The sequence below is a fragment of the Paenibacillus sp. VTT E-133280 genome, from assembly GCF_002264385.1.
In the GTDB taxonomy this organism is placed as follows: domain Bacteria; phylum Bacillota; class Bacilli; order Paenibacillales; family Paenibacillaceae; genus Paenibacillus_AQ; species Paenibacillus_AQ nitricinens.
In genome coordinates this window covers 38,862-54,179 of sequence record NZ_NFUX01000032.1, presented here as the reverse complement: position 1 = coordinate 54,179, position 15,318 = coordinate 38,862, and the positions used below count along the sequence as shown (strand labels likewise).

Sequence of the window (15,318 nt, the reverse complement as noted above, 5' to 3'; positions counted from 1 at the left end):
CTCGTAAACCTTCACTTTGTTCTTTATCGGTCATAAGTAGCGATATTTTTAGGGAAAACAACAAAAAACTCATCCGAAATCGGATGAGTTTTGTTAAGTTTAGAAAATTTTAGAATAATTGCTTAGTCGCTTAAGACTTAGAGCCTCTTTCCGGATCAGCCTTCATGCGCATTCTTAAAAAGAAATCAATCAGTGGACGTTTAGTCTTACCAATCAAACCTGTGATTTCAGCACCGATCTGCAAGAAGAAGAGCATGATGCAGATAACCACGAATGTAACCCAGTTTGCTTCATAAAGAGCTGCGGATGATTGAATAACAGCTAAAATACCGAAAAATGCAGCAATACCATAAATAATGAGTACAGTTTGGCGGTGGCTAAAGCCAAGCTCGCGTAGACAGTGATGCAAGTGACCTTTATCTGGTGCAAAGATTGGTTTCTTCTGCAGCTTACGGCGCACGATCGCAAAGAACGTGTCCGACAAAGGTACACCGATAATAAGCAAAGGTGTAATAAACGAAACTACAGCGATCTGTTTAAATCCTAACAAAGCAAGTAATGCCAAGCAAAAGCCTAAGAACAGCGAACCCGTATCTCCCATGAAAATCTTAGCAGGATGGAAGTTAAAGAACAGGAACCCGATGATGCTACCCAGAAGCAACAGACACAGCATTGCCACCATGGTGTTTCCCATCACAAAAGCCATTGCCGCAATCGTAGCAATTGCAATTCCTGATACACCAGCCGCAAGCCCGTCCAGCCCGTCGATCAGATTAACGGCATTGGTAACACCGACAATCCAGAAAATCGTAAGCGGGATAGCAATCCAACTCTCCAGTGAGGAATACGTATTGTTAAATGGAATATTCACAAAATCTACAGTAATACCAAAGCCGAAAACAACGATACAGGCTGCGATAATTTGGCCCAGTAGCTTCACTTTTGCTGATAATTCGAACCGGTCATCAAGTGCCCCGATAAGTACAATCAGTCCGCCACCACATAGCAGCGCTTTGATGAAGTTGACCTCCCGCGGAGTGAACTCGTATGGAATAATCGGCAATACGGCAAGCAGGCCTAACACAAACGCTAGAAAAATAGCTAATCCGCCAAGGCGGGGCATAATTTTCGTGTGCACTTTACGAGCATTCGGCACATCTGTTGCACCAATCTTGATGGCGAATTTCTTCACCAAAGGTGTGAGGCCAAGTGCGAGTCCCATGCATACGATAAATCCAGCGATGTATATGATTAACATTTGATCAGTCGACCCCCATTTCTCTACCGCATTGAATTATACGCTGTTACAAAAACAAATTCCAATCCTTTATTTAGGCTATTTATCTCATTTTCTAGGTGAATATCGGCATTTTGCTAGACTTTTGTTACTTTATCTTTCTCACGCACCACTTTTAATGCGAATTTCGGCAGTGCAAGCATTCGTTTGTACCGTGTAGGTTCTTTTAGGAGACGGTACAACCATTCAATTCTCATTTTTTGGAACGCTATTGGCGCTCTTTTGCTCTTCCCAGAGATCACGTCAAAGCTGCCACCGACCCCCATCATGATCGGAACGCCAAGTTTGGACTTATATTTAGCAATCCAAGGTTCCTGACTATCTGCACCTCTGGCCACAAATAATAAGTCAGGGTTAGTATTAACAATTTCAGCGATAACCTCTTCGTCCGCATCCGAACCAAAATAACCGTCATGATATCCTGCAATGATAACACCCGGATATTGCAATTGTAACCTTTCAGCGGTTTCCCGAATCACCTCAGGCGTAGAACCTAGAAGATATACCTTCCAGCTATATCTTTCACCCTGTCGCATCAATTCATGTAACAGATCATAACCTGCTACCCGTTCGGTTACCGGTTCATTACAATAATTAGAAGCCCAGACAACTCCTGTCCCATCGGGGACAACCAATTCAGCCGATTTCATAATATCCATATAAGCTGGCTCTTCCAGTGCAGCCATAACCATAATTGGATTGGCTGTAATCACTTGATGCGGGATACGGGTCTGAACAGCCTCCGTCAAATAAGCAACTGTAGCTGCCATATCCACTTTCGAGACTCTAATCCCAAAAATAGGAACTGTAGGTACCGCGCTGTCTGCTTTCACTTTAGATCATCCTTTATGGTGAAAATATTCTACAATTTGCCGAGCTGGTGCCTCTGCTGCTTGAATCAACTTGGTGATGACCTCATCCCGTTCGGTTCTCCATTTCTTTGCGGTGTTCAAAAGATGGACAATCTCGTTAGCAACATGTTCAGCATCTAGTGTGTTTGTCGCTCCAACAGGATGGCACTGGATTCTCTTCAGAAAATGATCGATCTTCGGATCATAAGAAATACCTATCAGCGGAACACGTCTTCCAGCCGCATAAATCAAGCTATGAAGTCGCATTCCGATTAAAACATCACATTGTCCCACTTCCCGTAACATTTGCTGCGGGTGAATAGCATCCTCACAAATACTAACCTGCCCACCCTGCTCGGTTATACTTCCTTTCAGCTTCTCCATCACATAACGTGAAGCCTCATTATCCGAAGGAGTGTGAAAAGGGAGGAATCGCAAATGCAATGGAATCTCACGGTTGGCCTTAATCAGGCCTTGCGCAAGAGTATCCAGTTCTCTGCGATCTTGCTCCCAAAAACGTACTGATATCCCGATCACCGGAAGCGAGTCTGCTGATGCCGAAGATTGTACAGCAGCATCAGGGTCTTCCTCCGGTAGAGACAAGCCCATAACCGGATCGGGAACAACTTCTACGTTCTTCTGTTCTAGTCCCATAGATAGAAGAAGCTCGCGGGATTGTTCATCCCGCACAGATATATAGGTACATTTACGAAACACTGATTTGATAAAAGGGTAAAAAAGTTTGCGATTCACTGGCCCAATGCCTTGAGCATAGATAAAGGTGGGTCTCCCCATCCATTGAGCAAGTTTGATAATCCCTAAATAGTACGGAATACTCTTGCTACCTGTTACATCCTGTAACAAGCTACCCCCGCCACTAATCAGACCCTCGCTCTCATAAATCGCTTGACGGACTTCAACAAGCTTCATCCGGTGCACGGATTTGACTCCATAGGTCGCAGTTGTCCACTCAGGATCAATGGATAGTACTATAGGCTCAATGGATATACCCAAAGCTTGAGACTGTTTCTGCAGTGCAATTAGAATAGACTGCAATACCGCCTCATCTCCACTGTTACGAAAACCATAGAAACCAGAGATAACTATCTTTTTAGGAGTGGCGACCATCGTTTCCAACACCCTTCTGCAATCTGCCATACGATTACGGCAATTACACCAATGATCAGTCCGAGTCCAAGACCTAACAGTCCACGAACTAGCGAGATCAGAACTGGTGAATGAATATGTGCAAAGGTATCCACCATGGAGAGCTGACCAATTACGGCAATAATCATGATAAACGCTGCACTCCGGTATCTAAAGGCTAAGAATGCACCCAGAATTAAGAGTGGATGAGCTAGTAAAAATTCTTTATTACGTGGCCGGACGCCGACTGTATTCTCAAGGAATGTACGGAAGGCCATCTCTAAAGGTGTTACGTTGCCCCCATTTCCGGTTCGGCTCAAATAATACATACCCACTACTCCAAGAACTGCAGCGGCAATAACCCAAGCTAGTGTAATAGGTGTCCGCAGCAGCTTGCCCGTCTTGTTGAACACAAATTCCCCACGATACAAAAGTACATATAGTGCCACAAGGCCGATAGGTGCCATATGAAGCAGACTAACACCACGGAACTGGTCCAGCACTAGACTATAAGTTATGTTGTTGAGCAGTGCGATCACAAATGGCACGGCGCTCAAAGAAATTAATGAAGTCTTCAGATAAAGCACCAGACTATGTGTGAACCGACGTTGCGGGCTCATAGCCTTATAGGTAAGGTTATTGCTCCGTAGAGGAGGCCCCATTTCATTGACCTTACGAATGGCCAGTACAACAGCAAGAGTCGGCGCACTTATCGCTGCTGCTAGTGCCAGCCCCTGCTCAAACATTTCTGGTTTCAAGACCAGCAGTCCTGCACTTCCCAGTAATCCAAGTACCCATGCAGGAATCGTAAGCCATGGAATAAAGTAAGAAATCAGCAGCGCTACTAAAGAGACTGCACCAACTACCGCAACAAGCTTGAAGTAACGTTGATAAGACGAATCTACAACCTCAAATGCCGTAGCTTGTCCTAGTTTAAAGCCATTATCTTTGATCTGTTCAACGGCGCCTCCAGGTTCACTCAGACTGGTGACAAGGTTGTCTAGCGTATCTGTAATCTGTGCCTTTGCTGTATTCCGTGAAGGAATTGTATTTAAATAAATCATGCGAATATTGCGATCTTTTGTTGCCAAAGCGAAACGATCTGAGATCACTTTTGGATCTAAGGCAGAGTCCCCTTCGCTAAGGGAATACAACCGTGTTACGTTATAGTCCAGCAAATAAGCAAGCTTGTTAAAGCCCTTCTGCTGCTTCTTAATATTCTCAATCGCTGCAATCCCGATTCCACGTTCTTTGAGGAGATTTGCAAAGTCAGTGATACTAGCCGTATCGGCATCATCATTAAACCCTTTAACGGACTCTCCCTCGAATAGGATTCGTTTCACACCCAATTCTTCATAACGATCTAACAGCTTCTTAACGGTCGCTTTATTATAAGTCAGAGAATCCACCAGACGCGGCACAATGGTAAATCCTTTGTCATGCAACATCTCCAGTGTAAATGGATCTGGCTGAAGTGGCTTCAGTGTAGCATCTTCTATTGGAGTCTCAATAATAAGACCTTGTTGTCCGCGGAAACTCCATTCCTTCGAAGTAATCCCAAGATTACCGAATGCCTCTTTAATGACAGGCGCCAGGGCCTGGTAGTAATCAGGATTAGTAAAAAGAATATAAGTATAGTTCTCATTCACCGGAATAATTGTATCCGTAAGATTAGCGATATCAGCCGCTCCCCACATCATGAGACGACGTGCCTTACGATAATCTTCCAGCGTGCTTTCGTAAATCGCCATACTCTGAACACCAGCATCTTTTAGACGATCTAACTGTTCGGAAATATAATCCTGCGGATTTGCACGATAGCTTGCTACTTCAACTAAATCCCGGTAATCAAATACAAATTCCACTGTCTTGGAAGACTTCTCCGTCTGCAGACGGTCATAGACAACTGGCAAGGCAGCTAAAACGCCAACCACAACTATGATCCACAGCCACTTCCGGGAAGAAATATTCCAACGTTGCCATTTTTGCTGCACCAAAAGTACCTCCTCTTTCACTTCAAAACTCTTTTTACAAAAGTAGAAACGGATCGTCATCCTTTAGAGACGGTACCCGTTTCTACGTTAAAAATATAATTTCAAAATATAGAATGCGATCTATATTCTTATTTTATTGTTCCCCGTCAACGCGGGCCATAACCAGCTTGGATAGTGTAGCTACCTTGTCTTTAGCATTCTGCAAGGATTCACCCACAACCGCAAAATAAACTTTAATCTTTGGCTCGGTACCTGAAGGACGCAGGCAGAACCACGAACCGTCAGCCAGCAAATACTTTAGTACATTTTCCTTCGGCAGACCATTCAAGCCTAGCGAATAATCCAGCACCTCTGTAACGGCAGATCCCGCAATTTCTTGTGGTGCATTTGTACGCCAATCATTCATGATGCCTTGAATTTGCGCAACGCCATCCTTACCTTTCAATGTACGAGACTCCAGGCTTTCCAAGAAGTACCCGAACTGCTCATACAATTCCTGAAGGACATCATATAATGTTTTGCCTTGAGCTTTGTAATAAGCACCTGCTTCAGCGACCAACATAGCCGCAAGAACGGCGTCCTTATCACGGGCATAGTTACCTGCAAGATAACCATAGCTTTCTTCATAACCGAAAAGATATGTGTAATCTCCGGATTGTTCGAATTGAGTCATTTTTTCACCAATATATTTGAAGCCTGTTAGCGTATTAAATACAGTTGCACCATAATGAGAGGCTACAGCAGCCCCCATCTCGCTCGTCACGATAGTCTTCACAACTGCACCATTGCTAGGCAACTTACCTTGTTCCTGTAAACGGCTCAAATAATAATGAATCATCAAAGCTCCAGATTGGTTGCCCGACAAAACAACAAATTTACCTTCATTGTCACGAACCACTGCCCCCATACGGTCTGCATCGGGATCTGTGCCAATTAAGATGTCTGCATTCAACTCCTCGCCCAGCCTCATAGCCAGTGTAAAGGCTTCGCGTTCTTCCGGGTTCGGTGATTTTACAGTGGAAAATTCGGAATCTGGTTGTTCTTGCTCAGGCACAACATGCACCTGTGTGAAACCAATTTTCTCAAGCACTTGGCGGACTGGCAGGTTACCAGTACCATGTAGCGGGGTGTATACGATTTTGAAGTCTTTTCCAAGCGTAGAGGCGATCTCTTCACTTGCAAGACTAACCGCAGCGACCGTATCGGTAAACGCTTCGTCATCCTTCTCACCCAGCCAGTGCAGCAGGCCTTGACGCTCTGCTTCTTCTTGGGAAATCCGTTTCACACCATCAAAAGTGTCAACCCCTAATATGTAAGAAATGACCTTTTCGGCTTCGTCAGGGACAAGCTGTCCACCTTCAGAATTATAAACCTTATACCCGTTATATTCAGGCGGATTATGACTTGCAGTAATGACAATACCGCCCGTTGCCTTCAAATGCCGCACGCTGAACGATAATTGTGGTGTTGAGCGCAGAGAAGTGAATAAATGAGCCTCAATGCCATTAGCAGCCAGTACAAGAGCAGCCTCAAGTGTGAATTCAGGCGAGAAACGACGAGAGTCATGAGCGATAACAACAGAAGGTCTTCCCTCTCCAGTATGCGTCTCCAGAATATATTTAGCGAAACCTTGCGTAGCTCTACCTACCGTATAACGGTTGATACGATTACTACCCGCACCAATTACACCACGTAGACCACCTGTACCGAATTCTAGATCTCTATAAAATCGTTCCTCTAGCTCCTGTGGCTCGTTCTCCAGCGCGCGCAGCTCCGCCTTCGTAGATTCATCAACGGAGGCGTTCTCCAGCCAGCGTGATAAGGTTTCTGCCGCTTTCGGGCTTAATTGAGTCATTTAGAATCTCTCCTTCTCCATGTATAATAAATAATTCAAAGTAATATTAGCTCAGAGCAAACATAATTTCCCCAGAGGCAACAACTTTCCCCTCAACCGACGCAGTAGCCTGTCCTTTTCCAATACTGCCCTTAAGGCGAGTAATCTCTACTTCAAGAGTGAGGGTGTCTCCCGGTACGACTTGACCACGGAAACGGAATCCATCAAGCCCGGCTAAAAAGCCAATCCGACCGCGATTCGCTTCCACCCCCAGAATAGCAACTGCACCCACTTGTGCAAGAGCTTCTGTAATCAGTACGCCCGGCATTACCGGATAACCCGGAAAATGACCTGCGAAGAAAGGCTCGTTGATCGTTACATTTTTAATGCCGACTGCTCGTTTACCCATTTCGATCTCAGTGATTTTGTCCACCAGCAGAAATGGAGGCCGATGGGGGATGATTTCTTGAATTTGATTGATATCCAGCATTATAAATAAAACTCCTTTCGGATGTTACTTCATATTATTCTTCGCCGAAATGCATAAATTTAGGCAGCTTCGGTAAAAACTATATTATCCTTCACCACCTGCAGAAGTGGAGGTTGAGATAAGGGGTTTTCTCCACCAGATGCGATAGCATGGCGGAGAGGGCCCTTTTTGCTGCCCGCAGCCCCCCACCATTATACATTTATCCGTATAAAAAAGAAAACTCCCTTAAGCAAGAAGGGAGTCGTTATCCTTTTAAATTATGGAGCAAAAACCAAATCATAGACATGTCTCCATGTGCTCCATTGTAGAACATCGCTAAACTCTTTTTTGCCAAGGACAACGTAACCGACGACCAGCCCGCCTCCAAGTGCAACTACGAGAAGCAAAGGAATAAGAATCCACTGGATAAGTGTCCATTTTGATAATCCTCGCCGCTTCGGCTCTTTCTTGTCTTCTGGTTTGTCTTCCGACTTCACCTTTTTCTGACGTTCCATTCCTTCACCTCTACCCGCGCATGTTATTGGCCAGACCTAGCATCTGATCACTGGAAGAAAGCGCCCGAGCTGCGAGTTGATACGTACGTTGAATCTGCATCATTTCTGTCATTTCTGTGGTCATATCGACATTTGACTGCTCCAGCCACCCTGAGCGTACTCCAATTCCAGACGCCTCACCTGCCGCTCTTTGTACAAAAGCCTGCTGTGCTGTAACTCCATCGGCAAGCATATAGAAATTCCCGTCCACTGCCTTTAAAGCATTCTGTGTCTTAGGTTCTACAATCATTATAGTACCTGCTACCCGAACAGGTCCATTCTCTGACTGTTTCGTTAATACACGACCGGATTCATCAATAGCTGCATTCACGCCCACAGGGACCGTTAAAGGATTACCTGTTGTATTCAGTACCGGATTCCCCGTATTATCTACAAGAACCATCTTCGTTGCATCGGTAGTGTCAGGCGTAAAGTGAAAGTCGCCTTGTCTTGTATAAGCTGTAGTTCCATTGACCTGAACGCCAAACAGCCCATTACCCTGAAGTGCCAAATCGGTTGGATTACCCGTTTCTTTAAGGGGGCCTTCTTCCCAATTAGTCGTAATCGAAGGCACATATGTCCCAAATCCAATATTAAAGCCTAAGGGTGTAGCGCGACCCGGCTGATCATAGTCATCCGATTGCTGCTGCACACGAGTAAGCACATCCTCAAAGGAGCCCTTCTTGCTCTTATAACCATTTGTATCCATATTGGCTAGGTTATCCGCTATAATATCAAGCCGCTGCTGAAGGCTGGACATGGAGACTGCTGCACTAATCGTTGAGTTATTCATAGATCAAACCTCCTATAAGCTTTACCTGTAAAGCTCATTTCATAAGCAGTGCCTATACCCTGCCAATTTCAGTTACAGCCTTCTGCAAGCTGCTATCATAGTATTGAACGATCTTTTGGTTCGCTTCATAAGCCCTATATGCGGCATTCAAATCTACAGTTACCTGAGTAGGGTCAACATTGGAGCCCTCTAAATATCCTTGACGCACCTGTAAGTTATCAGTTGCATTGGAGTAACGAATGTCCGCTGCCGCTATATCATCAGCATGAAACACACCCTTACCATCACGCACAAGCTCCTGCGGCTTTGTAACTACACTCACACCAATTTTGGTCCCTGTCGGAAGTCCTGTTTCTGGATTTAATACATTGCCCTGCCCGTCCACTTTAAGGGTGTCCTGATTTCCTGTCAAGACGAGAGGTTTGCCAGTGGAATCAAGAACCTTGAAGCCTCCACTGCTCAACACTTCTCCCGTAGCTGCATTTACTGAGAAGCTTCCATTTCGGGTAAATAGGTTATTGCCATCAGTATCCTGCACAGTAAAGAAAGCCTGCGGACGGTAAATAACCTCACCCTCAGGACTTACATATTTCCCTGAACCATCAAAAGCTATATTCTGACCCGTCACAGGGTCGGCGACTTGCAAATCCGTAGATAAAGCAAAATCCATAGATTTGCCGCTCTCCCTTAAATCACCCTGTAAATATTGGGAAATCGACTGTTCTGCAAAAACCCCTGTATTAAGGCGCCCAACCGGTGTAGTGGTGCCATTACTCATAGCTGAGATCAAGACATCCGGAAAAGCATGATTAACACTATCAACCTGCTTATATCCCGTTGTATTTAAGTTAGCGATGTTCTGTGTTGCCGTATCGTGTCTACGTTGCTGCGCAACCATACCTGCGGCGGCCGTATATAATCCTCTTATCATGAAGGTAGTCTCCTTCCGAATCTAATGCTACCATTTATATCGGCTGCTTAGAACTTTTTCTTTACGACCTTGTCCAAATTGTCCAGCATAATTCCTGTTCCTTTTACCACACAGTGCATAGGGTCTTCCGCTACCCAGACAGGTACATGTAATTCTTCTGAGAGTAGCTCGTCCAATCCGTTAAGCAAAGCACCTCCACCAGTGAGAACCACACCCCGGTCAATGATGTCCGCAGACAATTCTGGTGGTGTACGCTCCAGTACCGATTTAGCTGCAGCCACAATGGATGAAACCGGATCCCATAATGCTTCCTTTACCTCTCCCGCCGTAATAGTGAGCGTCTGGGGAAGTCCGCTTACCATGTCCCGGCCACGAATGTCCATTTCGGATTTCATCAAACCAGGTCGAACCGTACCAATAGTAACCTTAATATCCTCTGCTGTCCGTTCACCGATCAACAATTTATACTTTTGTTTAATATATCTTAAAATGGCATCATCGAACTTGTCTCCAGCGACTTTAATCGAAGAAGCGGTAACGACGTCGCCCATTGAAAGTACGGCTACATCCGTCGTTCCGCCACCGATATCGACGACCATGTTTCCACTTGGCTGATAAATGTCCATTCCCGCTCCAATCGCAGCGGCCTTTGGCTCTTCTTCCATAAATACTTCCTTAGCCCCGCTACGTTCTGCCGCTTCCCGAATGGACTTTTGTTCCACAGATGTAATATTTGTAGGGGCGCATATCAGAATGCGAGGCCGTGAATACCAGGTACGACCGCCAACACGGTCAATAAAATACTTCAGCATCATTTCCGTGACTTCAAAATCTGCAATGACACCATCCCGTAAAGGACGGATCGTTGTTATATTTCCGGGTGTACGTCCAACCATGCGACGTGCCTGTTCTCCCACCGCAAGGACTCTCTTCGTATCACTTTCAAGTGTGACCACGGAAGGTTCATCCAGAACGACTCCCCTTCCCTTAACATGTATGAGCACATTGGCCGTGCCGAGGTCGATTCCGATATCCTTGCTAAACATAATGAAAGAGCCCCCAAAGTGTTATTTTAATTGAAAAACAGCAGTTAGTACTAAATTTAAAAATAACATACTTTAGGGGAACTACACAATGTTTTAAAGCTTAATATTTCCTTAAATTTCCGAAAATCTCATGGCTTTGATGCTACAGCAACCTCACGTTTTTTCCCCGTCGTTTTTTTATATTTAATTTTTGTGGCTTCTCCCCCCCGAAGATGTCGGATGGATTTGTGATATTCAAGAATGTGCTTCACCTGATCGGCCAGATCAGGGTTGATCTCTGGCAGACGCTCCGTCAAGTCTTTGTGCACCGTGCTCTTTGAAACGCCAAATTCCTTGGCTATGGTCCGGACCGTATGCCTGGTTTCCACGATGCAGCGTCCGATTTTGATCGTACGTTCCTTGATGTAATCGTGCACGCTCCCGCCTCCCAACTGTGGATAGTTTGGTACATTATATGAGGGGCGGGCTTATATATTCGCGCTTTCAAGACATGACAAGCCTCCGAGGGCTCATTTTATTTAATGGACAACCCAAGAAGCCTTGTTATTCGCATGACGGAACGTCGTTAGTCCTTTAAAGACATAAACCGTTTCTCATAGAAAAATAAGGCTCTTTATAAGCATACTGCTTACGAAGAGCCTTATTTACACACAAAAACAGGGGGCGAAGGCCCCCTGTTATAAATTTTCTTATCGTCCTGGCAGTAACTCTGATGGATTAACTACTTTGCCATCCTTGTACACTTCAAAGTGTACATGATTGCCAAGATCCTTCTCGATTTCACTACGACCTGCGGTTGCAAGCGTATCTCCTTGCTTCACAACATCGCCTTGTTTCACTTTTGTGTCACCAAGACTTTGGTACACGGTCTTCATGTTACCTTGATGGGTAATCTCAATGACCTTACCTAACACTGCAACATCTTCCACTCTAGTAACTTCACCGCTAAGCGCTGCTTTAACGTCGAACGTATTGTTGTCTTCACGGGCAAGATCGATACCGACATTAGGAATAAATTTGTCGTTATACTGCACCATTGCGGCAACGTGATTGTCCTCTGTACCATTTTCATCATAATACGGTTTGACTACTTCTACTTCACCTGGATTGGCTACTGGCCAAACCAGGCTTTCCGCTGAAGCAAGAACTTCAAGGGCATCTGGATTACTGTTTGCAGTACCAGCTTCATTGGTCGAAGCTCCTACTTGCTGTGATGTGGCGGCGGTGTCCTGTTTAAGCGGTTTTTGGCCGGCATCCTGATAGACCCACACCAAAGTTAGTATAATTGCCGCTGCCGCCGTGTAGACTGCTGGGAACACCCAACGTTTAGATAACATCTTGCTCCATGAAGAAGGTTTAGCACCTAAATCTCCCTGCGATTTTTTGAGAGATTCATCATGGTTTGTTTTGTTTTTGTCTTGTTCATTCATATGGTTATCACCTCAGTAACCAGTGTTACCGGGCTTCTATCTTTTATACGTATCTTTCAAGTTATTTTTTCAGAAGAGTTGAGATTTGCGTAAAAGAGATACCACTGTAATAGTGTTTGAGAATTTGAGTAGCCGTTCCGCCTTCCTTCGCCATCCCATTTGCTCCCCACTGGCTCATTCCCACACCATGCCCATTTCCGAAAGTAGTTATATAGATTTTGTTCCCTTTTCGCCCCCAACTAAATTGGCTGGAACGTAACCCTAGCTTCTCTCGCACTTCTCTTCCAGTAAAAATAGTACCTCCAATAGAGATTTGCTTAACCCTATGTCCAGTGGTGAGAGACAAGACTTCTACCGGCAATTCAGAGGAAGTAGAGATATTCTTTGTCATGCCTGATTGGGTAGTACCTTTTGATGCAGGGATTACTCTGTCGTTTAATCCAAGTCTAGTAAGTATTTCCGAGATGGTGAATGTAGATGTCACCGCATAGTTCGGGGTAATCTCTTTCTCCCAAGGACTAGTTACACTGCGCAGATAGGGGATCGCTGCATTCCAGTATTCTTCCGAGTTCTCGGTATATCCTCCACTGGAGGCGAAAAAGGAGGCCGTAATCGGCTGCCCTTTATAGGTCATAATGACACCGCGCGTCTCAAGAACCGCGCGCTGAAGCTTTGCGAGGTCGGCGCTTCTTCCGCCGAGCTTCCACTTCCGTTCCAGCGTATCCTTAGATACGTAAGCCTGATGGCTTACCGTATCTGTTACATCCGCCCCCGGAACGGGGACGCCGCTTCTGTCGCCAGCCAGCAGGCGGCGAAGGATAAAGGTGCGGGCCGCTACGGCCTGCGCTTTGAGCGCTTCAAGCTCAAAGCTGGCCGGCATCTCGGCCGCAAGCACGCCGCTGACGTATTCCTCCAGCGGCAACGTCTCTATTTGTCCGCTACGCGACAAATAGACAGAGACCTTCGGCTGCGGCGCTTCCTGCGCAGCTGCCTCCGGCCCCGCTGGTGCGGCTGGTGAGGCCGTTACCACCGGCAAAGCCGGAGGCGCCGGTTGTCCCCGGTGCAGCGGGACAACCACCAGTGGAATCAGCAGCGCCGCCAGAATAGGCGCTGCGAGCCAGGCGACGGGACCGAGGCGCCTGAGCCGGGAAGCAAGGGGACGCGAGTGCCAGCGCGTTGACTTGTTACGTCGCAAGTAGCGGAAATCTTTCATCTCTATGGCTCCTTCCGTGAGTCACTGTTGATTCTTATAGATATGAATTTACAGCAACTACTAGAACAATATTTGAGAGAAAGAGAGTCCCCTTCTCGTATCTATCACTATGCCCCGCGTTAAAAAATTACAAACAAAAAAAATCCCCATTAGATGAGGATTCAAATTTACTTTCTAATAATATAAAAAAGAACAGGCCGCATCACTGCAGCCTGTTCTCATCTAATGACTGATATTATACCCAAGTTGCTTGAACCTGAAAGCGAGGTTTAACCTCTTCGCTTTTGCTTGATTCGCTCTTGGCTACTTCTGGTTTAAGAGTTTCATCTTTCACTGTTTGCACGGCTGTGTCTTCCATGGAGATGCGCCAAATTTCCGCACCTAGTCCGGACAGCTTCTCAGCCAAATGTACGTATCCGCGGTCAATATGATGAGTTCCGCTTACCTCAGTAGTGCCTTCAGCAACAAGACCTGCCAAAATAAGCGCAGCTCCCGCACGTAAATCCGTAGCACAAACTTTAGCTCCGACCAATTGCGCATTACCTGTAACGATTGCTGAGCGACCTTCAATCTTAATCTCAGCATTCATGTTGTGGAATTCATCCACATGCATGAACCGGTTCTCGAATACAGTCTCTGTAACGACACTAGTGCCTTCAGAGCGCAGCAATAATGCCATCATTTGTGACTGCATATCCGTTGGAAAGCCTGGATACGGCAAAGTCTTCAAATCAACAGCTTTAAGTGGCTTGTCACTAATGACACGAACTCCATTTTCATCAGGAATAATGGTCACACCCATCTCTTCCATCTTAGCAATAACAGGTCCCAAGTGATCCGCGATTGCGCCTTCCACATATACGTCCCCACCTGTAATTGCTGCGGCAGCCATATAGGTACCAGCTTCAATACGGTCAGGAATCACATGATGTTTAACACCATGCAGACGTTCTACGCCTTCAATACGGATAACACCTGTACCCGCACCGCGAACGATTCCGCCCATACCATTCAAATAATTGGCCAGGTCGACAATTTCAGGCTCCTTAGCCGCATTCTCAATCACGGTCACGCCTTCGGCGAGTGCCGCTGCCATCATTATATTTTCGGTCGCACCCACGCTAGCTACATCCAAATACACTTTGGCTCCGCGCAGGCGACCGTTACTTTTCGCTTCAATGTAGCCCTGGCCGAGACTAATCTCCGCACCAAGCGCTTCAAATCCTTTCAAATGCTGATCAATCGGTCGTGTGCCAATGGCGCAGCCGCCAGGCAAAGAAATTCTTGTATGACCAAGCCGTGATAACAGAGGGCCCATGACTAGAAAAGATGCCCGCATTTTCCGTACCCATTCATAAGGTGCTTCACAGGAAGTGATGTTTGTAGCATCCACCTGGATAATATCGTTTTGATATGTAACCCCTGCACCCAGAGATTCCAACATTTTTGATATCGTCATTACATCATCAAGCGGAGGTGCGTCCACAATGACGCTTACTCCTTCTTCTGCCAATAGAGAGGCGGCTATGATCGGTAATACGGAATTTTTTGCGCCGCTAACTTTCACGCTCCCGGTCAATCTGTTGCCACCGCGGACGATAAATTTGCTCATTTTCGGTTTCCCTCCGCGTCCATTATTTCTTAAATTATTTTTTAGATTAAAAGTAATTGCAAAAAAATTCGCATACTCCATCGATATGCCCATTCAGCCGGGCATGTTCCTTAAAGTTCAGTGTTGACATAATAAAACCTTATTATTC

General features: G+C 45.7%; 14 protein-coding genes. All 14 read right to left on the bottom strand.

Annotated elements, in window-relative coordinates; all coding sequences use genetic code 11:
• Nucleotides 1-130 precede the first annotated feature (130 nt).
• Nucleotides 131-1,258 (bottom strand): glycosyltransferase family 4 protein, encoded by a 1,128-nt coding sequence (locus CA600_RS15420; RefSeq protein WP_042131352.1) that lies wholly within the window; start codon nucleotides 1,256-1,258, stop codon nucleotides 131-133.
• Nucleotides 1,259-1,374: 116 nt separating this feature from the next.
• On the bottom strand, nucleotides 1,375-2,130 hold the full coding sequence (locus CA600_RS15415) for a WecB/TagA/CpsF family glycosyltransferase (protein WP_256989868.1): 756 nt from the start codon (nucleotides 2,128-2,130) through the stop codon (nucleotides 1,375-1,377).
• Between the two features lie 6 nt (nucleotides 2,131-2,136).
• Nucleotides 2,137-3,276, bottom strand: coding sequence for a polysaccharide pyruvyl transferase CsaB (csaB, locus tag CA600_RS15410; protein ID WP_094871159.1), 1,140 nt, complete (start codon nucleotides 3,274-3,276; stop codon nucleotides 2,137-2,139).
• Entirely contained in the window at nucleotides 3,252-5,288 is a 2,037-nt protein-coding gene (locus CA600_RS15405) for a DUF5693 family protein (RefSeq protein WP_094871157.1), read from the bottom strand. Before CA600_RS15405 ends, csaB begins: the two co-directional genes overlap by 25 nt.
• 133 nt (nucleotides 5,289-5,421) lie before the next feature.
• The gene (locus CA600_RS15400; protein WP_094871155.1) at nucleotides 5,422-7,143 is read right to left on the bottom strand and encodes a phospho-sugar mutase; all 1,722 of its coding nucleotides are present in this window, start codon (nucleotides 7,141-7,143) and stop codon (nucleotides 5,422-5,424) included.
• A gap of 46 nt (nucleotides 7,144-7,189) precedes the next feature.
• Entirely contained in the window at nucleotides 7,190-7,612 is a 423-nt protein-coding gene (gene fabZ, locus CA600_RS15395; protein ID WP_042192447.1) for a 3-hydroxyacyl-ACP dehydratase FabZ, read from the bottom strand.
• Nucleotides 7,613-7,869: 257 nt separating this feature from the next.
• Nucleotides 7,870-8,106, bottom strand: coding sequence for a DNA-directed RNA polymerase subunit beta (locus CA600_RS15390; protein WP_094871153.1), 237 nt, complete (start codon nucleotides 8,104-8,106; stop codon nucleotides 7,870-7,872).
• Nucleotides 8,107-8,116: 10 nt separating this feature from the next.
• Nucleotides 8,117-8,938 carry a flagellar hook-basal body protein gene (locus CA600_RS15385; RefSeq protein ID WP_094871151.1) on the bottom strand — a complete coding sequence of 274 codons (822 nt, stop codon included), beginning with the start codon at nucleotides 8,936-8,938 and terminating at the stop codon, nucleotides 8,117-8,119.
• A 52-nt stretch (nucleotides 8,939-8,990) separates the two neighbouring features.
• Complete coding sequence (locus tag CA600_RS15380; protein ID WP_094871149.1) at nucleotides 8,991-9,869, bottom strand: flagellar hook-basal body protein; 879 nt, start codon at nucleotides 9,867-9,869, stop codon at nucleotides 8,991-8,993.
• Nucleotides 9,870-9,916: 47 nt separating this feature from the next.
• Entirely contained in the window at nucleotides 9,917-10,915 is a 999-nt protein-coding gene (locus CA600_RS15375; protein WP_094871147.1) for a rod shape-determining protein, read from the bottom strand.
• 128 nt (nucleotides 10,916-11,043) lie between these two features.
• Nucleotides 11,044-11,331, bottom strand: coding sequence for a sporulation transcriptional regulator SpoIIID (gene spoIIID / locus CA600_RS15370; RefSeq protein WP_019915029.1), 288 nt, complete (start codon nucleotides 11,329-11,331; stop codon nucleotides 11,044-11,046).
• A gap of 273 nt (nucleotides 11,332-11,604) precedes the next feature.
• Nucleotides 11,605-12,345, bottom strand: coding sequence for a M23 family metallopeptidase (locus CA600_RS15365; RefSeq protein ID WP_094871146.1), 741 nt, complete (start codon nucleotides 12,343-12,345; stop codon nucleotides 11,605-11,607).
• A gap of 61 nt (nucleotides 12,346-12,406) precedes the next feature.
• Nucleotides 12,407-13,558, bottom strand: coding sequence for a stage II sporulation protein D (gene spoIID, locus CA600_RS15360; protein ID WP_094871144.1), 1,152 nt, complete (start codon nucleotides 13,556-13,558; stop codon nucleotides 12,407-12,409).
• Between the two features lie 235 nt (nucleotides 13,559-13,793).
• On the bottom strand, nucleotides 13,794-15,170 hold the full coding sequence (murA, locus tag CA600_RS15355) for a UDP-N-acetylglucosamine 1-carboxyvinyltransferase (protein WP_094871177.1): 1,377 nt from the start codon (nucleotides 15,168-15,170) through the stop codon (nucleotides 13,794-13,796).
• Between the last annotated feature and the right edge of the window lie 148 nt (nucleotides 15,171-15,318).